Origin of the sequence: Amycolatopsis sp. DSM 110486 (assembly GCF_019468465.1) — a bacterium.
GTDB lineage: Bacteria > Actinomycetota > Actinomycetes > Mycobacteriales > Pseudonocardiaceae > Amycolatopsis.
In genome coordinates, this window is sequence record NZ_CP080519.1 from 2,543,957 (window position 1) to 2,565,926 (window position 21,970).

Annotated in this window: 21 protein-coding genes and 1 tRNA gene; 8 read left to right on the top strand and 14 right to left on the bottom strand. The window is 71.3% G+C overall.

The window, feature by feature from the left end; translation table 11 throughout:
* Positions 1 to 6: 6 nt before the first annotated feature.
* Positions 7 to 1,416: a hypothetical protein gene (locus K1T34_RS12405; RefSeq protein ID WP_220244414.1), complete on the bottom strand. Its 1,410-nt coding sequence runs from the start codon at positions 1,414 to 1,416 to the stop codon at positions 7 to 9.
* 144 nt (positions 1,417 to 1,560) lie between these two features.
* On the opposite strand from K1T34_RS12405, the gene K1T34_RS12410 reads away from it, so the two are divergent.
* The 6 genes from K1T34_RS12410 to K1T34_RS12435 all read left to right on the top strand — a co-directional run bounded on the left by K1T34_RS12410 (position 1,561) and on the right by K1T34_RS12435 (position 5,756).
* Positions 1,561 to 2,220, top strand: coding sequence for a glycosyltransferase family 2 protein (locus K1T34_RS12410; RefSeq protein ID WP_220244415.1), 660 nt, complete (start codon positions 1,561 to 1,563; stop codon positions 2,218 to 2,220).
* Positions 2,217 to 2,900 carry a DUF2064 domain-containing protein gene (locus K1T34_RS12415; protein WP_220244416.1) on the top strand — a complete coding sequence of 228 codons (684 nt, stop codon included), beginning with the start codon at positions 2,217 to 2,219 and terminating at the stop codon, positions 2,898 to 2,900. Before K1T34_RS12410 ends, K1T34_RS12415 begins: the two co-directional genes overlap by 4 nt.
* The gene (locus K1T34_RS12420; RefSeq protein WP_220244417.1) at positions 2,846 to 3,526 is read left to right on the top strand and encodes a bifunctional 2-polyprenyl-6-hydroxyphenol methylase/3-demethylubiquinol 3-O-methyltransferase UbiG; all 681 of its coding nucleotides are present in this window, start codon (positions 2,846 to 2,848) and stop codon (positions 3,524 to 3,526) included. Before K1T34_RS12415 ends, K1T34_RS12420 begins: the two co-directional genes overlap by 55 nt.
* Positions 3,527 to 3,789: 263 nt before the next feature.
* Positions 3,790 to 4,971: a molybdopterin-dependent oxidoreductase gene (locus K1T34_RS12425; protein ID WP_370643817.1), complete on the top strand. Its 1,182-nt coding sequence runs from the start codon at positions 3,790 to 3,792 to the stop codon at positions 4,969 to 4,971.
* Positions 4,968 to 5,423: a hypothetical protein gene (locus K1T34_RS12430; protein ID WP_255638470.1), complete on the top strand. Its 456-nt coding sequence runs from the start codon at positions 4,968 to 4,970 to the stop codon at positions 5,421 to 5,423. Before K1T34_RS12425 ends, K1T34_RS12430 begins: the two co-directional genes overlap by 4 nt.
* Positions 5,424 to 5,579: 156 nt before the next feature.
* On the top strand, positions 5,580 to 5,756 hold the full coding sequence (locus tag K1T34_RS12435) for a hypothetical protein (RefSeq protein ID WP_220244418.1): 177 nt from the start codon (positions 5,580 to 5,582) through the stop codon (positions 5,754 to 5,756).
* Between the two features lie 189 nt (positions 5,757 to 5,945).
* On the opposite strand, the gene K1T34_RS12440 is transcribed toward K1T34_RS12435, so the two are convergent.
* The 7 genes from K1T34_RS12440 to K1T34_RS12470 form a co-directional block, all read right to left on the bottom strand.
* Positions 5,946 to 7,361: a S1C family serine protease gene (locus K1T34_RS12440; RefSeq protein WP_220244419.1), complete on the bottom strand. Its 1,416-nt coding sequence runs from the start codon at positions 7,359 to 7,361 to the stop codon at positions 5,946 to 5,948.
* Between the two features lie 79 nt (positions 7,362 to 7,440).
* Entirely contained in the window at positions 7,441 to 8,523 is a 1,083-nt protein-coding gene (gene galT, locus K1T34_RS12445; protein ID WP_220244420.1) for a galactose-1-phosphate uridylyltransferase, read from the bottom strand.
* The gene (locus tag K1T34_RS12450) at positions 8,520 to 9,320 is read right to left on the bottom strand and encodes a DeoR/GlpR family DNA-binding transcription regulator (RefSeq protein WP_220244421.1); all 801 of its coding nucleotides are present in this window, start codon (positions 9,318 to 9,320) and stop codon (positions 8,520 to 8,522) included. Before K1T34_RS12450 ends, galT begins: the two co-directional genes overlap by 4 nt.
* Positions 9,321 to 9,424: 104 nt before the next feature.
* The gene (locus K1T34_RS12455; protein WP_220244422.1) at positions 9,425 to 10,855 is read right to left on the bottom strand and encodes a HAMP domain-containing sensor histidine kinase; all 1,431 of its coding nucleotides are present in this window, start codon (positions 10,853 to 10,855) and stop codon (positions 9,425 to 9,427) included.
* Positions 10,852 to 11,544: a response regulator transcription factor gene (locus K1T34_RS12460; protein WP_220244423.1), complete on the bottom strand. Its 693-nt coding sequence runs from the start codon at positions 11,542 to 11,544 to the stop codon at positions 10,852 to 10,854. The genes K1T34_RS12455 and K1T34_RS12460 overlap by 4 nt, the downstream gene beginning before the upstream one ends.
* Positions 11,545 to 11,596: 52 nt before the next feature.
* Positions 11,597 to 12,217 (bottom strand): trimeric intracellular cation channel family protein, encoded by a 621-nt coding sequence (locus tag K1T34_RS12465; RefSeq protein ID WP_220244424.1) that lies wholly within the window; start codon positions 12,215 to 12,217, stop codon positions 11,597 to 11,599.
* A 3-nt stretch (positions 12,218 to 12,220) separates the two neighbouring features.
* A complete protein-coding gene (locus K1T34_RS12470) occupies positions 12,221 to 12,874 on the bottom strand; it encodes a response regulator transcription factor (RefSeq protein WP_220244425.1) in 654 nt (217 codons plus the stop codon).
* A 403-nt stretch (positions 12,875 to 13,277) separates the two neighbouring features.
* On the opposite strand from K1T34_RS12470, the gene rph reads away from it, so the two are divergent.
* Entirely contained in the window at positions 13,278 to 15,875 is a 2,598-nt protein-coding gene (gene rph / locus K1T34_RS12475; protein ID WP_255638471.1) for a rifamycin-inactivating phosphotransferase, read from the top strand.
* 48 nt (positions 15,876 to 15,923) lie between these two features.
* Here rph and K1T34_RS12480 read toward each other — a convergent pair whose 3' ends face one another.
* A complete protein-coding gene (locus K1T34_RS12480; protein WP_220244426.1) occupies positions 15,924 to 16,394 on the bottom strand; it encodes a DUF4190 domain-containing protein in 471 nt (156 codons plus the stop codon).
* Between the two features lie 281 nt (positions 16,395 to 16,675).
* Here K1T34_RS12480 and K1T34_RS12485 point away from each other — a divergent pair.
* Positions 16,676 to 16,748, top strand: a tRNA-Arg gene (locus K1T34_RS12485).
* Between the two features lie 154 nt (positions 16,749 to 16,902).
* On the opposite strand, the gene K1T34_RS12490 is transcribed toward K1T34_RS12485, so the two are convergent.
* The 5 genes from K1T34_RS12490 to K1T34_RS12510 form a co-directional block, all read right to left on the bottom strand.
* On the bottom strand, positions 16,903 to 17,229 hold the full coding sequence (locus K1T34_RS12490) for a transcriptional regulator (protein WP_220244427.1): 327 nt from the start codon (positions 17,227 to 17,229) through the stop codon (positions 16,903 to 16,905).
* Between the two features lie 4 nt (positions 17,230 to 17,233).
* Complete coding sequence (locus K1T34_RS12495; RefSeq protein WP_220244428.1) at positions 17,234 to 17,701, bottom strand: hypothetical protein; 468 nt, start codon at positions 17,699 to 17,701, stop codon at positions 17,234 to 17,236.
* 292 nt (positions 17,702 to 17,993) lie between these two features.
* On the bottom strand, positions 17,994 to 19,034 hold the full coding sequence (locus K1T34_RS12500) for a hypothetical protein (protein WP_220244429.1): 1,041 nt from the start codon (positions 19,032 to 19,034) through the stop codon (positions 17,994 to 17,996).
* Between the two features lie 2 nt (positions 19,035 to 19,036).
* The gene (locus tag K1T34_RS12505) at positions 19,037 to 19,606 is read right to left on the bottom strand and encodes an RNA polymerase sigma factor (RefSeq protein WP_220244430.1); all 570 of its coding nucleotides are present in this window, start codon (positions 19,604 to 19,606) and stop codon (positions 19,037 to 19,039) included.
* 61 nt (positions 19,607 to 19,667) lie between these two features.
* Positions 19,668 to 21,611: a protease pro-enzyme activation domain-containing protein gene (locus K1T34_RS12510; protein WP_220244431.1), complete on the bottom strand. Its 1,944-nt coding sequence runs from the start codon at positions 21,609 to 21,611 to the stop codon at positions 19,668 to 19,670.
* Positions 21,612 to 21,970 lie beyond the last annotated feature (359 nt).

Sequence of the window (21,970 nt, forward strand, 5' to 3'; positions counted from 1 at the left end):
CTCACCTCACCAGCTCGTCAGAAGAAGATGGTTGACCGCCAAGGCGGTCAACGCCTGCCCGGCCAGCCACCAGCGGCGGCCGGGTGCGGGCAGCAAGGCCGTCATCGGCAGCAGCCACGCGCCGAACGGTAGCCAGATGCGTTCCACCTCCGCCTTCGACAGGCCGGACACGTCGGCGAACACGATCGTGACCACGGCGGCGATGCCGAGCAGCAGCACCGGGTCGCGCAGCAGGCCGCGGCGCGACTCGGGCAGGAACGCCCCGGTGACCCCGCGGCGAGCGGCGGCCACCACCGCCGGGCCGGCAGCGACGGCGACGGCGGCCAGGTCGGCCCACACCCAGTACGAGTATGGCCGAAGGGTGGCGATGCCCTGGTAGTAGCGCTCGACGACGAGGTGGTAGCCGTCGAGCCACCAGAAGCCGGCCAGCGCGAAGGCGGCCACCACGGCCAGGGCGCCGACCACCGCGAGAGCGGCGGCGCGCCACTGGCGGCCGAGCACGGTGACCGCGAGCGCGACGAGGCCGAGCAGCACGAGGCCATAGGAGAGGAAGGCGCCGTAGCCGAGGAGCACGCCCGAAGCCAGCGCGGTGGGCACGGCGTAGCGGCGACCGTGGGTGAAGCCGACGGCGGCCAGTGCGAGCAGGGCGATGCCTGTGGCCGTGACGCCGGCGAAGAGGCCGTCAGCGGAGACGCCCAGCCACACCGCGCCCGGCGAGAGCACGGCGAAGGGCAGCACGGCGCGGGCGGCGCTCTGGCGGCCGAGGAGGGCGACGGTGGCCGGCACGGCGACGGCGACGAGCGCGGCGACCAGGACCACGGCGGTGGAGGCCCAGGCGCCGCCGCGCAGGCCCAGGTGGTCGAGCCAGACGAACACCAGCGTCGCGCCCGGCGGATGGCCGGAGACGTGCGTGGTCCACGAGTCCGGCTGGAAGTCGAGGATGCGGGAGCTGAACTCGCGCAGGAACCGCGGGATGTCCGTGATGCCCGGCACCTCGTGGAGGTACTCCTGCGGGGTGGTCAGGCGGCCGGTGAAGCCGCGCGACCAGCCGTCGATCATGGCGAGGGAGAAGATCCAGGCGAGTGACGTCGCGTACCCGGCGGCGAGGGTCCGTCGCCAGGACAGCCGGGCCGCGACCGCGGGACCCCACAGGACCACGGCGGCCGCGACCAGCACGGCGAACACCGAGCCCGGGCCCACGTGGGGCAGCCAGTGGGCGAAGATCGGCGCGGTGGGCGCGTAGATGACCACACCGGAGTTCGGACGGTTGTAATAGACACCGACGGCGGCCGCGGCGGCGACCAGCGCGAGGGCGCCGCCGACCGCGATCACGTCGCCGCGCGCGCCGGCGCGGCTGGGCTCGGGTGGTGGCGCGGGCGGCTCGGCGAGCCGGGCAGCCGAAGTCGACTCGCTCATCGACCGCACGATAACCCCGGCCGAGGTCTCTCACGGGACTGGAAGAGGCAGCCGTGAGAACTCGGTAAGAACTGGGTACGCGTCATGATTCGGTAAGCACCGCAAGGGTTCTCGACCGTCCACTACGGACCTAGCGTACGCCGGGTGAGCGATCTTCAGGTAGACGTCGTGCTCCCGTGCCTCGACGAGGCGGGCGCGCTGCCCGGTGTGCTGGCCGCGCTGCCGGCGGGATTCCGCGCGATCGTGGTGGACAACGGCTCGTCGGACGGCTCGCCCGACGTGGCGGCCGCGCTCGGCGCGAAGGTGGTGGACGAGCCTCGGCGCGGGTACGGCGCGGCCGTGCACACGGGGCTCGAGGTCGCGACGGCGGACATCGTGTGCTTCGCCGACGCCGACGGTTCCCTCGACCTCGGCGACCTGCCGCGCCTGGTGGCCGCGGTGGAAGGCGGCGCCGACCTCGCGGTGGGACGCCGGGTGCCGACACACGCGGGCGTATGGCCGTGGCACGCGCGGGCGGGCAATGCCGTGCTTTCGCTGTTGCTGCGCAGCCGGGGGCTGCCCGTGCGCGACATCGCGCCGCTGCGGGCCGCACGTCGGGACGCGTTGCTGGCGCTGGGCGTCACCGATCGCGCCTTCGGTTATCCGCTGGAGCTGCTGATCCGTGCGCAACGCGCGGGCTGGCGGGTGCGGGAGTTCGACGTGACCTACGGGGAGCGTGCGAAGGGCACGAAGTCGAAGGTGTCCGGGTCGGTGCGGGGCACGCTGCGCGCGGTCCGCGACTTCGGGCGGGTGCTGGCCCGATGACCTCCCGGTTCTGCGTGCTCGTGGTCGCGAAGGCGCCCGTGCCCGGCTTCGCGAAGACCCGCCTGTGCCCGCCCGCGACGGCGCGGCAGGCCGCGGAGATCGCCGCGGCGGCGTTGCTCGACACGCTCGATGCCGTGTGCGCGACGCCGGGCGCGCTGCCCGTGGTCGCGATGACCGGTGATCTCGGCTCGGCCGCGCGCGGAAGCGAGATCGGCCGGTCGCTGCGGCGGGCGACGGTGATCGCCCAGCGCGGCTGGGACTTCGGGGCGCGGCTGGCCAACGCGCACGCCGACACGGCGTCGGTGCACGCCGCGCTGCCGGTGCTGCAGATCGGCATGGACACACCGCAGGTGACGCCGGCGCTGCTGGGCGCGTCGATCGAGCCAGTGCTGCACGGCGTGCACGACGCAGTGCTGGGGCCGGCCGAAGACGGCGGATGGTGGGGGCTCGGGCTCAGGGACCCGCACCACGCGCAGGTGCTGGCGGGCGTGCCGATGTCGCAAGAGGACACGGGCGTTCGCACGCTTCGGGCGCTGGCCGCGGTCGGTCTGGCGGCGGGGCCACTGCCGGAACTGTCCGATGTGGACACTATGGGTGACGCCGTGCGCGTGGCCGCGGAGGCGCCATGCGGGCGGTTCGCGGCGGCCGTGCGTGCGGTCGAAGGACGGGAAGTGGCGTGAGAAAACTGAGTACCGGCACGGAGTTCGACCGCGGGCTGCTGGGGCAGCACTGCTGGCTGGAGCTCGCCAACGGCGACCGGGTCGACCTGCCCGTCGACCGCTGGACCGACGGGTGCGACCTGGGCGACACCGTGCTGCTCGGCGCGTGCGACGGCCCGACGCTCGACATCGGCTGCGGCCCGGGCCGGCTCACGGCGGCGTTGGCGAAGCGCGGTGTGGTGGCACTGGGAGTGGACAGCTCGCCCACAGCCGTGCGGCTGACGCAGGAGCGGGGCGCGGTGGCGTTGCGGCGCGACGTCTTCCAGCCGCTGCCCGGCGAAGGACGCTGGCACCACGCGTTGCTGGCTGATGGAAACATCGGCATCGGGGGCGAACCGGTCGTGCTGCTGGACCGGATGCGGGAGCTGATCGCGCCCGACGGGGACGTGCTGGTGGAGCTGGAGCCGCCGGGGCGGGGCGTGCGGCGGGAGGCGGTGCGGCTGCTGCCCGGCTCGTCGGGGCCGTGGTTCGGCTGGGCGTGGGTCGGGGCCGACGCGATCGCGGAAGTCGCCATGCGCGCGGGGTTCCGCGTGGACTGGACCACGAGCCGGGGCCACCGCTGGTTCGCGAGGCTGGAGCGGGCATGACCGACGAGAAGCCCACCGGCCGGGATCTGGCCGACGAAACTCCCGCAGACGAGGCACGAGCCGGGGGCTCCGTGAACACCGAAGCAGAACCCGAGCCGTCACGGGAACACCGGGTCGTCGCGGCGTGGAAGCGCTTCGACGCGCGCGTGTCCGAGGCGCAGGGGCGGTTCGGCGAGCGGGCCGCGCAGGCGCGGGCTGGTGCCGCGCGCGCGAAAGTCCGGGCGGAGCAAGCGAAAGCGCGCGTCGACGAGCGGATCGAGAAACTGCCGATCCCGCGTGAGGAGCAGTTCAAGGGCGGGGCGCACGGCGAGCGCGTGACGGCGCGGATCGGGTCGCTGCTGGGGCTGGCGTTCCTCGTCTGCTTCGTCACGGGCCTGCTCAGCCACCTGATCCAGCACCCGCCGGAGTGGTTCTTCTGGCCCAGCCGTCCGGTGTGGCTGTACCGCCTGACGCAGGGCGCGCACGTGATCTCGGGCATCGCCGCGATCCCGTTGCTGCTCGCGAAGCTGTGGAGCGTCTTCCCGAAGCTGTTCGAGCGGCCGCTGGTGAAGTCGTTGCCGCACGCGCTGGAGCGGGTGTCGATCCTGGTGCTGTCGGGGTCGGCGTTCTTCGAGCTGAGTTCGGGGTTGCTGAACGTCGCACAGAACTACCCGTGGAACTTCTACTTCCCGGAAGTGCACTACGCGGTGGCGTGGGTGGCGATCGGGTCGGTGGTGGTGCACGTGGCGGTGAAGCTGCCGATCGTGCGGCGGGCGCTGACCCGCGAGGCGGTGCCGGCAGAAGAGCCTGAAACGAAGCCTGCAGCTCAGCCCGAAGAGCGGCCGGCGAAGAAGGCCGAGAAGAAGCCGGTCTACGGGTTCACCCGCCGCGGTTTCCTGCGGACCACGTGGATCGCGACGGGCGTGGCGGTGCTGTCCACCGCGGGCGCGACGGTGCCATGGCTGAAGGACGTCTCCGGGCTGTCGTGGAAGACCGACAAGGGCCTGCAGAAGCTGCCGGTGAACCGCACGGCCGTCGCGGCGCGCGTGACGCGGACCGCGGTAGATCCGAGCTGGCGGCTGTCGGTGGTGACGCGGGGCGGGACGAAACAGCTCACGCTGGCCGACCTGCGGGCGCTGCCCCAGGTGAGCGCCGACCTCCCGATCGCGTGCGTCGAGGGCTGGAGCCAGATGGCGAGCTGGCGCGGGATCTCCTTCCCGACGCTGCTGCGCGCGGTCGGGGCCGAGCCGGGCGCGGAGGTGCGCGTGTCGTCGCTCGACAAGACCGGCCTGTACGGCGCCAGCACGCTCCCGGGCGAGCACACGGCCGACGACCTGACCCTGCTGGCGCTGGAGCTCAACGGCGAGGTGCTCGACGTCGACCACGGCTACCCGTGCCGAGTGATCGCGCCGAGCCGTCCGGGCGTGCTCCAGACGAAGTGGGTCGAAAAGCTGGAGGTGCTGTGAAGGTCATCCGGATCTTGCTCGCGCTCGTGGGCCTGGCGGCACTCGGCTTCGGCGCGTCACTGTTCATCGACTACGCCGCGCCCGCGTGGCCGGAGAGCTTCAAAACCGTGCTGTGGATCGGCGGCGGCCCGATCGTGAACGACGCTGTGTTCGCGCCGGTGGCGGGCTTCCTCGGTCTGCTGCTTTCGCGTGTGCTGCCCGCGGCGTGGCGGGCACCGGTTCAGGTGGGGGCGGTGCTGACGGCCGTGCTCGGGTTCATCGCGTTCCCGTTGCTGTGGCGCACTTACGGCGTCATCCCCAAGCCGGGCCTGCACGACGGCAACACGTGGGCGGGGCTGCTGCTGACGCTGGCGGCGGTGTGGGCCGTCGTGATCCTCACCGGGGCGGCCCGCATGGTGCTCGCGCACCGGAAGCCGCGTCACCCCGCGGCGAAGAGCGTTGCCGCGCAATAACCCCGAGAAGACGCCGAAGACCTCTCCGTACCGCCTCCGACTCGGTACGGAGAGGTCTCCGTGCGGGGTGTGAGGTGCCCACAGGTTGCGCGGGCTAAACATTGATTGCCCACGAATTTTCCTTACCGGGCAAAGAGCCTGGTCACAGTGCTGGGAATGACCGAGGAATCTTCCGGACAACGCAACCGCCCGCGCCTGAAGCGCCGCGAGCCGGATGCCGCCATGCCGTCGGCGGTGACCGAACTTGCCGCCCAAAGGCTCTTCGAGCTGTCGAGCGCATTCGCCCGCACCGGGAACCAGCCCGCGGAGTTCCGCCGCGAGCAGCCTTGCTGAGCCCCGGCGACAACCGTCACCCGCCGCGAGGCCACGTGAGTCCGAGCCTGTCGCCGAACACCGCGGCAATGCAGAACGGCCACGCGCGACCGGCATCGAGTGCCCGGTCGCGCGTGGCCTTCAAGGGTCCGGCCCCTGCCCAGGGGGTCGAGCCGTGGTTGGTCTCGGTCGCGCCCGGCGACCGAGCGATCAGTTGGCCGGTACGGGCTGGCCGCCGAGGGTCACCTGCACGGTGCGGCCGCCGGAGAGGGTGAACGTCGCCTTCTCGTCGGGGGCGCGGGTGCGGACGGCCGCGATGAGCGTGTCGGCGCTGTCGATGGTGCGGTCGTCGATCTTCGTGACGATGTCGCCCGACTTGAGGCCGGCCTTCTCGGCGGGGCTGCCCGGCGTGATGTCGCCGAGCTGCGCGCCGCCCTGCGGGGCGTCGGCGACCTTGGCGCCAATGAATGTCTGCGTGGCGTGGCCGGTCTTGATGATGTCGTTGGCCGTGCGGCGCGCCTGGTCGATCGGGATGGCGAAACCGATGCCGACGTTGCCGCCCTGCGCCTGACCGCCCTGGCCACCCTGCCCGCTGTTGGGGCTGTAGATGGCGGAATTGATGCCGATGACCTGGCCGTTCATGTTCGCGAGCGGGCCACCGGAGTTGCCGGGGTTGATCGCGGCGTCGGTCTGGATGGCGTCCATGACCGTGGTCTGGTCGGTCTCGTCGCCGCCGGCCTGCACCGGTCGGTGCAGGGAGCTGACGATGCCGGAGGTGACCGTGCCGCTGAGCTCGAACGGCGAGCCGATGGCGACCACCGGCTGGCCGACGCGCAGGTCGTCGGACCGGCCGAGCTCGACCGGGGTCAGCCCGCTGACGTTGTTGACCTTCACCACGGCGATGTCGGTCGTCGGGTCGCGCCCGACCACGCTCGCGGCGGCCTTCCTGCCGTCCTGGAACACGGCCTGGATCTGGCCGCCGTTGGCGGCGACCTCGACCACGTGGTTGTTGGTGAGGATGTAGCCGTCGGTGCTGAGCACGAACCCGGAGCCCTCACCCGCGGCCGTGCGGCCGGAGACCTGCAGCTCGACGACGCTCGGCGACAGCTTCTGCGCGACGGACTCGATGGAGCCGGCCGGCGCGTTACCCGTCTGCTGCGCGGGCTTCGGCTGGTCGAGCGCGTTGACCGACGGGCCGGACGAGCCGCCCGTGAGGTAGCCGACGGTGCCGCCCGCCACGCCGCCGATGACAAGCGCGATCGCGGCGACGGCCGCAAGCAGCTTGCCCGGGCCGGACTTCTTGGGCGCGGGGGCCGGGGGAACGCTGTAGGTCCCCGGGGCCGCGTACTGCTGCTGCGTCGTGCCACCAGTGGGCGGGTACGGGTTGTTGTAGCCCATCGGACCGGTCTGCGCGCCCTGCGCCGACCACGGGTTCGCCGTGGCGTAGCCGGGGTTCTGCTGCTGCGCCTGCTCGCCGTACGTGGGTTGCTCACCGGACGCGGGCGCGGGTGACGCGCCGGGAGCGGTGGGCTGGCTCCAGGCCGCCTGACCCTCGGTGCCCGGTTGGGCACCCGGGTTCTGGCGACCCGCCGCGGAGTCGTGCGCGTGGGGGTCGTTCTCGGTCATGTCCTCACCTAAGCGGCCGGGCCTGAGAGGTTCCTGAGCCGAACCTGTGTTTCGCAGATGAGTATGCCGCGCCCGATACTCAGCCCGCCGCGCGAAGGCGCTCCGCGATCTGCTCGGGCGTGGCGTCGTTGATCCACACGGCCATGCCGGACTCGGAACCCGCGAGGTACTTGAGCTTGTCCTTGGCCCGCAACACGGAGAACAGCTCGAGGTGCAGCCACGCCAGGTCGCGGTCGCGCCGCACGGGTGCCTGGTGCCACGCGGCGATGTAGGGCAACGGGCGGTCGTACAACGCGTCGCAGCGGCGCAGCACGTCGAGGTACACGCGGGCGAAGTCGTCGCGCTCGGCGTCGGTGAGCGCGGGAATGTCGGGCACCTGGCGGTGCGGCACGACCTGGATGTGCACCGGCCAGCGCGCGGCCGGCGGCACGAACGCCGTCCAGTGCTCGCCTTCCACAAGCACGCGCGCGCCGGACTTCTGCTCGGCCGCCAGCACGTCGCCCATCACCGCGCGCCCGTGTTCTTCGCGGTACGCGCGCGCGACGTCGAGCATCCGCTCGGTTTTGGGCGTGACGAAGGGGTAGCCGTAGATCTGGCCGTGGGGGTGCGAGAGCGTCACGCCGATCTCTTCGCCGCGGTTCTCGAACGGGTAGACCTGCTCGACGCCCGGGGTCTCACCCAGTGCGAGCGTGCGGTCGGCCCACGCGTCCACGACGAGGCGCACGCGTTCGGGGCTCAGCTGGGAGAACGAGCCGCCGTGGTCGCTGGAGAAGCACACGACCTCGCAGCGCGCGCGGCCCGGCGCCGTCGGCACGAGGCCGAGCTCGTCCACAGTGGACGGATCGCCGTGCGCGTTCTGGGAAAAGGACGGGAACCGGTTCTCGAACACGACCACGTCGTAGTCGGGCTCCGGGATCTCCGTGGGACGCCCCGGCGTCGTCGGATCGAGCGGGCACAGGTCGGCCGGCGGCTTGTAGGTGCGCGTCTGCCGGTGCGCGGCCATGGCGACCCACTCACGGGTCAGCGGGTCGAGGCGGATCTCCGACGCCGCGGCCACCGGCGGGAGGTCGCGGGTGTCCTCGGCGGTGCGCTCGTGGTCGCCGTCGTGGTCGAAGTAGATGATCTCCCGGCCGTCCGCCAGGTGTCGCAAGGTGCGTTTCACGCGTCTTCTGCCTCGAGGTTCTCCGCCGTTTCGGCGATCATCAGTTCTCCGACCCGCTCGGTGAGGCTCTCCCTCGCCGAGTCGGGAAGTCCGTCGTCGGTCACCACGACGTGGGCCTCTTCGAGGTCGGCGATCGTGGAGATGCCGACGGTGCCCCACTTCGTGTGGTCGGCGAGCACCACCAGCCGCCGGCCGGCCTCGACGAGCGCGCGGTCGGTCTCGCTCTCGGTGAGGTTCGGGGTGGTGAACCCGGCACCCTCGGCCATGCCGTGCACGCCGAGGAAAACGAGGTCCAGGTGCAGCGAACGCAGGCTGTGCACGGCGACCGGGCCGACGAGCGCGTCGGACGGCGTGCGCACGCCGCCGGTGAGCACCACCGTGCGGTCGGGTTGCGTGGACGCGCGCAGCACGTCGGCGACCTGGATGGAGTTGGTGACGATGGTCAGCCCCGGGATGGGGTCGAGCGCGCGGGCCAGCGTCCACGTGGTGGTGCCGGCGGACAGGCCGATCGCGGTGCCCGGCTTGACCAGGCCGGCGGCGAGCTCGGCGATGGCCTCCTTCTGGGCGCGCTGGCGCACGGACTTCGCCTCGAAGCCGGGCTCGTCCGTGCTCTTGCCGACCACCGAGGTCGCGCCGCCGTAGACCTTCTCGACCAGGCCGCGGCCTGCGAGCACGTCGAGGTCGCGGCGCACCGTCATGTCGGATACGCCGAGCCGCGCAACGAGGTCACTGACGCGGACCGCACCGGTCCGGCGTGCCTCCTCGAGGATCACCGCCTGTCGCTGACGTGCGAGCACCGCCACTCCTCAAGCACGAACCATCAACCACACAAAATCCTACACGATCAAACATGCGGTGTGCGGGACGTGCCACGCGGAGCATCCCCCGGACGGGCAAGGAGTCAGCCTGGAGCGCCCGGCAGCCGGATCGTGAGCAGCGCTCCACCTTCCGGGGCGTGCATGGCGTAGACCGCGCCGCCGTGGCGTTCGGTGGCCTGCTTCACGATCGACAGGCCGAGGCCGGAACCCGGCAGCGTACGGGCTTCAGAGGAGCGGTAGAAGCGGTCGAACACCTTGGGCAGGTCCTCCTCGGCGATGCCTGGGCCGGAGTCGGCGACCTCGACCACGGCCGTTCCGTCACCGAGGGGCCGCAGCGTCACCCGCACGCGCGAACCGGACGGCGAGAACTTGACGGCGTTGTCCAGCAGGTTCAGCACGGCCCGTTCGAGGGAGCTGTTGTCGCCGGTGAGGACCCACGGCTGCAGGTCCACTTCGAACTCGATGTCCCCGGCGCGGCGGCGGGCGCGGTCGAGCGCGCGCTCGACGACCTCGACCAGCTCCACGCGTTCGGTCTGCTCGCGCGGCTCGTCCTGGCGGGCGAGCTCCACGAGGTCGCCGATGAGCTGGGTGAGCTCGTCGAGCTGCCCGCGGATGTCGGCCTCGATGTCGGCGCGGTCCTCCTCCGGCAGCGAGCGGGCGCCCGGCCGGCTGGCCGAGAGCAGCAGCTCCAGGTTGGTACGCAAGGAAGTCAGCGGCGTGCGTAGCTCGTGGCCGGCGTCGGCGACGAGCTGGCGTTGCCGTTCCTGGGAGACGGCGACCGTGCCGAGCATCGTGTTGAAGCTCTGGGTGAGGCGGGCGAGCTCGTCGTCGCCGCTCACGGGAATCGGCCGCAGGTCGCCGGTGGCGGCGACGCGCTCGGCGGCCGACGTCAGCCGGTCGACGGGCCGCAGCCCGGTGCGCGCCACGGCCGTGCCGGCACCGGCGGCGACCACGATCCCGGCGCCGCCGACGAGGAAGAGGACGACCGCCAGCTCGTTGAGCGTGCGTTTCGTCGGCTCCATCGACTGCGCGAGCACCATGGCCTCGCCGTGCCCGGACGGCAGTGCGACCACGCGCGTGTCCGTGGACAGGTCGGTGCGCAGCGACTGCGGCGACTCCCCCGTGGCCACCGCGAGCTCCTGGGGGCCGTACGGCGGCGGCGAGCCGGCCTGCGGGTAGATCAGCTTGTTGCTGTACGCGTTGAGCTGGCCGATCTGCAGGTCGGCGCTCGCCAGGAACGCGCCGGGCACCTGTTCGAGCTGCGTCTGCACCGGCGGCGAGTTCACGGCCGCCTGGGCGCGCGCGAGCAGGTTGTCGTCGAGCTGCTGGTAGAGGTTGCTCGACACGATCATGTACGCGCCCAGCGACACGAGCGCCACGGCGCCGGCCACGCAGGCGGCGGCCAGCAGCGTCACGCGGCCGCGCAGCGAGAAGCGGCGCGTGCCCCAGCGGTCGCCGCGCGGGTCGGTGACGTCGACGGTCGAAACGGCGGTGCCCTTGGGGGCGTCGGTCACGGCGGGGTTTCGCGCAGGACGTAGCCCACTCCCCGCACCGTGTGGATCAGCCTCGGTTCGTTGCCGGCTTCCGTCTTGCGACGCAAATAGCCGACGTAGACCTCCAGCGCGTTGCCCGACGTCGGGAAGTCGTAACCCCATACTTCCTCCAGAATCCTTCCGCGGGTCAGCACGTGCTTGGGGTACGAGAGGAACAACTCGAGCAGCGCGAACTCGGTACGGGTGAGGCTGATCTCGCGGCCGCCGCGGCGGACTTCGCGAGTGCCGGGGTCCAGCGTGAGGTCGGCGAACGACAGCACCTCGCTCGTCTCGCCCTGCTGGGGGTCCGGCACGGCGCGGCGCAGCAGCGCGCGCAGGCGGGCCAGCAGTTCTTCGAGGGCGAACGGTTTGGGCAGGTAGTCGTCGGCGCCGGCGTCGAGGCCGGAGACCCGGTCGGAGACGGTGTCGCGGGCGGTCAGCACGAGAATGGGCAGGTCGTCGCCGGTGCTGCGCAGGCGGCGGGCCACCTCGAGCCCGTCGAGGCGCGGCATCATCACGTCCAGCACCATCGCGTCCGGCCGGTTGGCGATGATCGTCTCCAGGGCCTGCGCACCGTCGCTGGCGAGCTCGACGGTGTACCCGTTGAACTCCAGGGACCGCCTGAGCGACTCACGGACGGCTCGATCGTCGTCCACCACAAGGATGCGCATGACGTCAGTCTTACGCAGAGTGCTGAGACCCGCCTAAGAACACACGCAGAACTCACAAAGAGTCGGTATCACCAGGCCGGGCCACCGGCGCGTTCCAGTGCCGCCACAGAGCCACCAGCCGAATCGTTACCACCACGGCCGCCGCGACGACCGTGACCACACTCGACGGCAGTGGCAGAGCGTGACCGATCGCGACGAGCACCGCCCCTGCGAGCGCGGCGACGGCGTAGATCTCCTTGCGGAGGACCAGCGGGATCTCGCGCAGCAGCAGGTCACGCAGTGCGCCGCCGCCGATGCCGCTGGTCATGCCGATCAGGCACGCGGCGTAGGCGGTGGCGCCGGCGTTGAGCGCGATCGTCGTGCCGGCCGTCGAGAAGACGCCCAGGCCCAGCGCGTCGGCGAGCAGCACCGCGCGCCTCAGCCGCGCGACCTGGGGGTGGAACGCGAACACGACCAGCGCCGTCGCCGCGCAGACGGCGAGGTACGGCCAGTTCCGCAACGTCGTGGGCGGGTGGATGCCGAGCAGGACGTCACGGATGATGCCGCCGCCCAGCGCCGTGGTGAGGCCGACGACGATCACGCCGAACACGTCGAGGCGCGCCCGGACGGCGGCCAGCGCCCCGGACGCCGCGAACGCCACCAGCCCGAGCAGCTCGAGCGCGGTCAGGACCATCCGCTACTGGTCGAGCAGCCCGCCGCGGTAGGCCAGCAGCGCGGCCTGCACGCGGTTGGCGGCACCGATCTTGGAGAGCACCGCGGACACATACCCCTTGACCGTGGCCTCCGACAGGTGCAGCCGCCCGCCGATCTCCGCGTTCGACAGCCCCTGCCCGATCAGCGCGACAACCTCGCGCTCGCGTTCGGACAGCGACGCCAGGAGTTTGCGCGCCGGCTGCGCGGCCCGCTGCTCGTCGCGATGGGACTGGACCATGCGCGCCGCCACGCCCGGGTCCAGCACGGCGCCGCCTTTGGCCAGGTCACGGATGGCGCGCAGGAGAGCCGAGGGGTCGATGTCCTTCAGCAGGAAGCCATTGGCCCCGAGCCGCAGCGCGAGGCTCACGTACTCGTCGATGTCGAACGTCGTCAGCATCGCGACCATCGGCGGGTCCGGCAGCGCGAGGATGGCCCGCAGCGCGCGGATCCCGTCATCGGGTGCCCGCATCTTGATGTCGAGCAACGCCACGTCGGGGTGGTAGCGCCGCGCCACCTCCACCGCGGATCTGCCGTCGCTCGCTTCACCCACGATCTCGATGTCCGCGGCCCCGGACATCATGGCGCGCAGGCCCGAACGAACCAGTTCCTCGTCGTCCGCGAACATGAGCTTGATCAACGAAGCCCTCCGGCAGCCGGTGGTCGAAGCGGTTCCCCGCTTCCCGTTAAGGAAGATTACCTACTGTTGTTCAAGGTTTCGAAACCAGACACGACCAGGTGACGTGACTGGTCCGGCCGGGTCCCTGATCGTGCTGGTCCCCGCCTACCGGGGTCCCCCACACGGGCGACGCCATCGGTCGGGCGCGCAGGTGGTTCCGGACCCGCGGCCACCCGGCGTGCGGGGTGGGCGTCCGGACTCGACAGAAAAGGCAGAAAGAGTGAGTACTCCTCCTGCCACTCCCAACCTATAGCGCACCCCCGGCCTTGCGGCAAGACCCCGGTGGTCCTGCAAAATCGTCGGCTCGGCCGGAATTCGCGGAGCTCTTCGCGCCGGCGACCATCGAAGTACGGGGGAACCAATAGTGAGCGGGACCGAGCTCGTGCTGGATTTCCGGGAGATCGACCGGGACCAGATCGACCTCGTCGGGGGCAAGGGCGCACATCTGGGGGAGCTTTCACGGATCGACGGCGTCCGCGTACCGCCCGGGTACTGCGTGACGACGCATGCTTTCCGCCGGGTGCTGGCGGGAGTGCCGGAGCTCGGAAGCGGTCTGGACCGGCTGGCGCGGCTGGACCCCGACGACCGGGAGACGATCGCCGCCCTGAGCGGCCAGGTGCGCGAGGCCGTTTCCGCGGCCGCCATTCCGGACGACCTCGCGGCGGCACTGCTCGCGCCGCTGAGCCGGCTGGACGAAAGCGCGGCCTACGCCGTGCGTTCCAGCGCGACGGCCGAAGACCTGCCGACGGCCTCGTTCGCGGGCCAGCAGGACACGTACCTGAACGTCGTCGGGCCGGCGGCGATCCTCGAGCACATCCGGCTGTGCTGGGCCTCGCTGTTCACCGACCGGGCCGTGACCTACCGCCTGCGCAACGGTTTCGACCACCGCCGGGTCCACATGGCCGTGGTGGTTCAGCGGATGGTGCTGTCAGAAGCGTCCGGGATCCTGTTCACGGCCGACCCCATCACGTCGAACCGGAAGGTCACGACCGTCGACGCGGGTTTCGGCCTCGGCGAGGCGCTCGTTTCCGGGCTGGTGAACGCCGACAGCTACCGGGTGCGCGAAGGGGAAATCGTCAAGAAGACGGTGTCGGCCAAGCAGCTCGCCATCCACGCGTTGCCCGGCGGCGGCACCCGGAAGGACGCGCTCGCACCGGAAGACCAGGAGCGCCCGGCGCTGACCGACGAGCAGGTGCTGCAGTTGGAGCGGCTGGGCCGCCGCATCGAGGCGCACTTCGGCCGGCCCCAGGACATCGAGTGGTGCCTGGCCGACAGTGAGCTCCAGATCGTGCAGAGCCGGCCGATCACCACACTGTTCCCGATCCCGCCCGCCGCCGACGACGGCAACCACGTCTACCTCTCCGTCGGGCACCAGCAGATGATGACCGACGCGATGCGGCCGCTCGGCCTGTCCGTGTGGCAGCTGACCACACCACGGCCCATGGCGGAGGCGGGCAGCCGGCTGTTCGTCGACGCCACCCCCGGCCTCGCGACGAAGGCCGGACGCGCCGGGTACCTGGAGATGATGGGGGCGTCGGACCCGCTGATGCGCGACGCGCTGCAGACGGTGCTCGACCGGGGTTTCCTGCCGGAGCCGACGGAGGGCGGCGCCGCGCCGCTGCCGTTCGGCGTCGCACCCGAGCCGATCGAGACGGACCCCGCGATCGTCCGCGGGCTGATCGCGGAGAGCACGGCGTCCCTGGCCGCGCTCGAGCGTGAGATCCGGGAGAAACGCGGCGCGGAGTTGTTCGATTTCATCCTCGCGGATCTGCAGGAACTGCGGCGGCTGTTGTTCAATCCGCGCAGCCACCAGGCGATCATGGCCGGAATGGACGCGACGACGTGGCTGAACAAGCAGCTGCGCGAATGGCTGGGCGAGGAGAACGCCGCCGACACGCTTTCGCAGTCCGCGCCGGACAACGTCTCGTCGGAAATGGGCCTCGCCCTGCTGGACGTCGCCGACGTCCTCCGCCCGCACCCGGAAGTGGTGACGTTCCTCCGGACCGTGCGGGACGAAAGCTTCCTGGACGAACTGCCCGCGCTGCCGGGCGGAAGTGAAGCGCGAAAGGCGATCCAGGGCTACTTGGACACGTACGGCATGCGTTGTGTCGGCGAAATCGACATCGCGCGGCCACGATGGAGCGAACGTCCGAGCACGCTGCTGCCCGTGCTGCTCGGCAACGTCGACAACTTCGAGCCCGGCGCGGCGCGACGGCGCTTCGACCAAGGGCTGCGGGAAGCCGCGCAGAAAGAACAGGAACTGCTTTCGCGGTTGCGCGTTCTGCCCGACGGCGCACGGAAAGCCGAAGAGACCAAGGCGATGATCGACCGGCTGCGTACCTTCGTCGGCTACCGCGAGTACCCCAAGTACGGGATGATCAGCCGCTATTTCCAGTACAAGAAGGCACTGCTGGCCGAGGCCGAGCGGCTCGTGGCGGCCGGCGTGCTCGATGCGCCGGAGGACAGCTTTTCGCTGCGATTCCAGGAACTGCACGAGGTCGCCCGCACCGGAGTCGCCGACGCCGACCTCATCCGGCGGCGCAAGGAACAGTTCGCGGCGGACCAGGCGCTCACCCCACAGCGGGTCCTCACCTCCGAGGGCGAGACCGTCTCCGGGAGCTACCGACCTTCGGATGCACCGGCCGGCGCGCTGCCCGGCCTGCCGGTGTCCGCCGGGACCGTCGAGGGCCGCGCCCGCGTCGTCCTGGACCTCTCCGAGGCCGACCTGGACACGGCCGACATCCTCGTGACCGCCTACACCGACCCCAGCTGGTCACCGGTGTTCGTCACCATCGCCGGCCTGATCACGGAGGTGGGTGGCTTGATGACCCACGGCGCGGTGGTCGCCCGCGAATACGGCCTGCCCGCCGTCGTCGGCGTCAACCAGGCCACTCGGCTGATCCGAGACGGGCAGCGGATCCGCGTGAACGGCACCAACGGCTACGTCGAGTTCCTCGACTGACGCCTGGCCGTCGGGGATCACCCGATCCCCGACGGCCCTACGGCTTGATCAGCGGTTCTGCACGGTGTCGCTGAACTGCTGCCGGCAGCTCTGGATCTGGGACTGGTCGGTGCCGGCCTTCTGCACGCAGTCCTGCAGGTCGCCGATCTGGCTGCCGAACGTCGCGAAGATCGAGCCGACCAGGATGGCGAGCAGCAAGCCGATGACCAGGCCGATGCTGCCGGTGACGATGCCGGCGATGGAGGCGCCCTTGTTCGTCGCCTGTCCACGGTTGGCGCGCTTCACGCCGAGGATGCCGAAGACCAGCGCGAGGACGCCGAGGATGATGCCGCCCCACACCGTCCAGCACAGAACGAGGGCGATGATGCCCAGCACGAGGGCCGTAACGCCGAACCCGTTGCGCGGCGCGCCCACGGGCTGCTGCTGCCCGTAACCGGCGCCAACCGGCGGCGCGGCGAACGGGGCGCTCTGGCCGGCCGAGTACTGCTGGTACTGCTCAGGGTTGTCGGGCGTGCTCACGTGCTTCCTTTCAACGATGGGAACCGGAACTTTACGACCCGGCGCACGCCTTATCGGGCGGATGGCCTGATCGTTACCAATCGTGCGTACGTTGTTTGACCTGGCCTCCCGGAACCCGTTGCGGTCTCCCCGGCCGGCCGGCCCCGAGCAGCCACCAGATCCGGTCTCCGGTGTGCCGGTTCCCCGCCGATCGGGTCCCCCACCTGGGCGAGGCCGCCGGTCAGGCAGGTAGGTGCTTGTCAGAGGGTCCGGGACCGGTAAGCTTCTGGCTGGCTACACATGCCCTCGTAGCTCAGGGGATAGAGCACCGCTCTCCTAAAGCGGGTGTCGCAGGTTCGAATCCTGCCGGGGGCACCCTGCTCCATCAACGCGGATCGCCCGTCTACCAGCACAAGCGCTGGTGATGGGCGATCGCACGTTATGCGGCTGTGTGCGGTCAGATGTGCCCAGTCGCCCCGAGGGCGCCCCGAGGCCGAGGACCATCTGCCGCCTTCCCGGTCGGCCTGCTTCAGGGAGCCTGCGCTTCACGGGAATGAAGGGCGCCGTCCGCGCGGGCTTTCTCGGCGATGGCCTGGAGGGCGGAGATGTGCTCGGCGAGGGTGGCGCGGCCGGCGGTGGTGAGGTTGAGCCAGGTGCGCGGCCGCTTGCCGACGTAGCCCTTGCGGACTTCGACGTAGTCGTTCTTGGACAGTGTGGTGACCTGTTTGGACAGTGCGGAGTCGGAGAGCTGCACCGAGTCCCGGACGAATCCGAACTCGGCCCATTCCGCGGCGGCGAGCAGGGAGACGATGGCCAGTCTTGTTGGATCCAGCAGGAGCTGGTCGAAGTCGGCCACCGGTTCAGTCCCTCTCCTGCCGGCGCAGCAGCCACAGCTTGAACCCGGGGTCCACGAACACGATGTAGAGCCCGGTCAGCGCACCGTAGTAGACCTTGCCGTGCGGCGCGTCGAGCGTCCCGGTGACCACGGCGACGGCGATCCCGATGCCGAGGATGGGCGCGATGCGCAGCAGACGCGCGGCGACGGACAAGCTCCGGTCCGACACCAGCACCGGGCGGCCGAGGAAGGCGCTACCCGACCGGGTGGTCAGGCCGAGGGCCAGTACGACGACGAGCCCCAAAATCGCCCAGCCCACCCAGGCTTGCGCCGGCGGGAGCAGGTCGCTGGCCGCACAGCCGAGGAAGACGGCCACGCCGCCGGTGATCGACAGCCACCGGGAGCTCGCGACGGAGGCGATCACCCGCTCGCGGCTCTCGTGGATCGTGCGCAGCGCCGCCACCGCCTCGTCCGGCGTGGGTTCGTTCACCATTGCCGCCCCCTTGTCGGTTCTGTCCACTTCACGGTCCGCCTCCCCTGGGCAAGTACTTTCCCGAAGAGAAAGATAGTCTCTACTTTCCATCCAGGCAAGTAGTTGCCTCAGGGGTGATACGGCAGCGGATCGTCCAGCCCTTCCGGGGACCGCAGAGGTGGTGACGGACCGGCACTTGGGTTCAAAAGCGACTGTCCACTCGAGACTCCGGGACCGGGTATCTAGTAGGCCGGACATGGCAGTGCGGGCCGCCCCTTGAGAGGGACGGCCCGCACCGTTTACCGGGGAGGGGTCAGAACTTGCCGGCGCGAACCTGCGCCAGCGTGACGCGCGAGGACTTGTAGGTGGCGGACAAGTCATTCCACGCGGAGGTGAGCGGGAGGCCCGTGTGGGCGTCGATGGTGAGGACCTCGGCGTCGGTGCCGCCGAAGAGGGCCGGGCCGGCGGTCAGGGTGAGGGTGGGGCGGCCGCCGGTGGTGGAGTTGGCGACGGAGACGGCCGGGATGGTGGAGAGCAGGCGGAGGACGCCCGCGCGGACGTCCGGGTTCTCGGCGCCGCGGAAGAGGGCGTCGGTGGCGTTGGTCCAGAGGTTGTTGTCGATGCGGTTCTGCAGGTCCTGTCCGGTGGGGCGCGGCAGGGGCGTCTTGATGCCCTTCGCCTTGAGGATCGGCTCGTCCTTGGCCATGGCCTTGTCCCACACGCGCTGCGCGTCGGCGGGGCTGAGGCCCAGGCCCCAGGCGTTGGGGACGGCGTTGACCATCCGGGTGCGCGCCTCGGTGAGGTCGCCGGTCGCCGCGAAGCGGGCGGCGGCGACCTTGGCGGCGTCGATGGGCTCGGCGAGGTTATCGTGGTGCGCGATGGCGACGGGGAGCTGCTGCGCCGTTTCCGTGAAGTAGACGTCGCCGCTGTCGGTGTAGAGGTTGTAGGTGACGTAGGGACTTCCGTCGGGCGCGGTCGTGGTCCGGATGACCAGCGACGCGTCGCCCTGCACGGAGGCGCCGCTCGCCTTCACCGACGCGGCCAGGGTCACGAGGCGAGACTCAGGAGCCGACGCGGCGGGAGCCTGGGCCGGGGACTGCGGTGCAGGAGCCGCGACGGACACGACGAGGGCCGCCACCGCGGCCGCGCCGACGGCGCCGAGGCCGATCTTGCCCGGCACGCCCAGGCGGAAACCGCGGGCCCAGGCGAACTTCGCGCGCCGGGCCGGAGCCGCGACCGGTGTGGCCGGGGATTCCGTCATTGCCGCGCCGAGCGTCGCCCGCGCCCGTTCGTACGCCTGCGGGCGCAGCGGCGCGACGTCCTTCAGCCGGCCGACCAGTTCCAACTCGTCCATGATCACAAGCCCTCCTTCACAGTGGTGAGATTCGTCAAGAGCGCGGCCACTTCAGGCGCGTTCCGCAGCGCCTTCCGGGCCTGGTGCAACAGGCGGCGCGCGGTCCCGGCCGGCAGGCCGAGCACCCGCGCCGCGTCGGCGACGGTCAGGTCCTCCCAGGCGACCAGGGTCAGGACCTCGCGTTCCTCCGGTTTGAGCTCCGCCAGGGCCGCCCGCAGCCCCGCCTGCGTGTCGACGCGGGCGTCGACAGCCGACCAGGGGTCCCAGCCGTTCGCGAGATCCCCTGCGTCCGGCACGAGGTCCTCGGCCGGCCGCGACCGCCAGTGCCGGCGCAGGGTGTTGAGCGCGACGCCGTAGAGCCACGGGCGCGCCTCGGGGAACGACCGGTCGTACGTGCTCCGGGACGCGAAGGCCGCCACCCACACTTCGCCGAGCAGGTCCTCCGCCGCGTCACGGCCGACCCGCCGGGCGAGGTACGCGCCGATCGCGCCTTCGTGCCGGGTGATCACCTCCACGAAGGCTTCCCCGTCGCCGTCGAGCGACCTGCCGATCAGTTCCGCGTCCGACGTCATGCCGCTCCTCGTCTTTGCTCTGACCTTCCACCCGGGGATTGCCGGCTCGTCCCCAAAGTGTTCAGAACCTCCTCCCGAGAGCGCCGACGAACGCCGGTGTCGGCGCGCCGAGGCCGGTCACGTCGTCGTAGCCGGGGGTGGCGGTGAGCGCGTCGTCCTCGCCGAAGGTGGTCAGCCGGCCGGGGTCGATGTCGGTGAAGTCCTGCGCGCCGAGCGCGATCGGCGGGTCGGCCGGGTCCACGGGCAGGATGTCGCGCAGCGCGTTGCCACCGGCCAGCCCGTAGAACACGGGATTGGCGAACCCGAGCGGGTGCCCGGCGGCCTGCATCGCGTCGGCCTCGAGGCCCGCGATCAGCGGCGCCGACGCGCTCGTGCCACCACCCTCGGGGAGTTCCTCGTAGCCGGCGTCGGGGTCGGACAGGCCGGTCGCGCCGATGAGCCAGCCGTTGCCGGCGCCGGCCGAGACGTCGGGGATGACGCGGCCCGCCGCGGCGGTGCGGCCGTGCGTGGCGAGGCTGTCAGGCACGATGTGCTTCTGGTAGGCGGGTTCGGGGAACTTCCGGCTGATGCCGCCGCCGGAACCGTCCTGGAACACACCGGGCGGCGGCGCGTCGTAACCCGTTCCGGCCGCGTTGATCGACGTGAGGCGGTCGCCCCACGGGTAGTCGGCGACCACGGAGCCGTCCGCGCCGATGGCGAGGCTCGTCCCGCCGACGGCCGTGCTCCACGGGTCCGACGCCGGGAACAGCGGGTCGTCGTCGACACCCCCACCGCCGCCGTCGCCGCTGGAGAAGTCGAACCCGATGCCCTCCAGCGCGCCCTGCTGCAGGATCGGGTCCCACGGCGCCATCGACGCCGGCGAGAAGCCCAGCTCCGGCAGGCCGAACGAACCGGACGCGACGTCGGCCAGGTGCTCGTCGACGATCCGCGTCACCCCGTCCAGCCAGCTCGGCAGCAGGTCCACGTCGAAGTCGGCGCAGTCGATGCCGAGGTAAACGATGTGCGCGTCGGGCGCCGCGAGGTGCGCCGACTGGACGTCGATCGCCTCCTCCTCCGTCGGCGCGCCGCCCTTCGTCTCGCACGTGCTGTCCGCGTCCGGGCCGATGTTCTCGGTGTACTGCCCCGGCGCGAAGACGGGCTCACCGTGTGCGGCGAAGAAGCGGTTCGAGTCGGCCTCCAGTGTGGGGGTGTGGCCGCTGAGCAGGACGGCAACGGTCGTGCCCTTGCCGGTGTACGGGCTCGAGGTCAGGCCGTACGCGTGGCGCACCTGGTCGGGGGTGTAGCCGCAGAGCTGGGTGGGGGCGGTGGTGTGGCCGAAGGCCGGCGGGATCGGCTGAGTGTGCTGGCCCCAGTACTGGGAGCAGGGGAAGTCCGTGGCTTTTGCGGCGTTTGCTCGGGTTGCGGCCGCGCTCGTGCTTGTGTTGCCCAGGGCCAGCTGGTCGATCCCCGTCACGCTGACGATGTTCCCGGCCACCGCCGCCGGCACCGAAAACCCGCCCACGACACCGGCTTCGCGGATCGTCGTCGAGCCCTTCGGCCCGCTGATGACCGTGTCGAACTCGCTGATCTGCGTGGCGAACGCGGCATCGGCCTGCACGACGGTCGCGCTCACCGCGAGGTAGTGCTGGTTCGTCGCGGTGACCGTCATCCCCTGCGCTCTCACCCACGCGCTGACGGCGGAGACCTGCGCCGTGGTCGGGCCGAACTCGTGGTTGACCTGGGCGGGCGTGAGGAAGTGGCCGTAGCGGGCGTCGGCCGGGTCGGACACCGCCCGCGCGGCATCCGCCAGCCCCGGCCGGTCGGCCAGGTACACGCGCAGCGCCACCTGCCGGCCGGCGTCGAGCGGGTGCGGCGTGCCGCCGATGTCCCCGGGGTTCGGGCTGGGCAACTCGACGCGCCCGGGCGTCCCCGCGGAGGCCGGCAGCGCCGTGGCCGTCATGACGCCCAAGGCGGCCGCCGTGGCGAGCACGGCGCTTCGGCGGAAGAACCTCTTGTGTGTCTTCACATCCGGCTGTTGCCGGGAGGGGTGCGGAAGTGTTCAGGCGGAGACGCGGTGCTGGACGACGACCGGGATGACGCGGGTGGTCGTGCCGCGGTCGAGGAAGCCGGCGGTGTCGGCGGTCAGGGGGCGAAGTCATTCCTCGGCCTCCCGGTTCGGGGCGTTCTCGGAGAGCGCCGTGATCTTGGCACGGTGGCGTCCACATCGGACGATCGGCGTTCGGCCGTACCGGACGAGCGTCCGGCGACGATTGGTCTCTCGGGTGAAGCCCGCGCGCGGATTCGCGTTCGGAGTTCGCGCGCGAGAACTTGACTTGGAGTCAAGTCAGCTTTAGCTTGAAAAGACCGAAACGGCCTTGGAGGAGG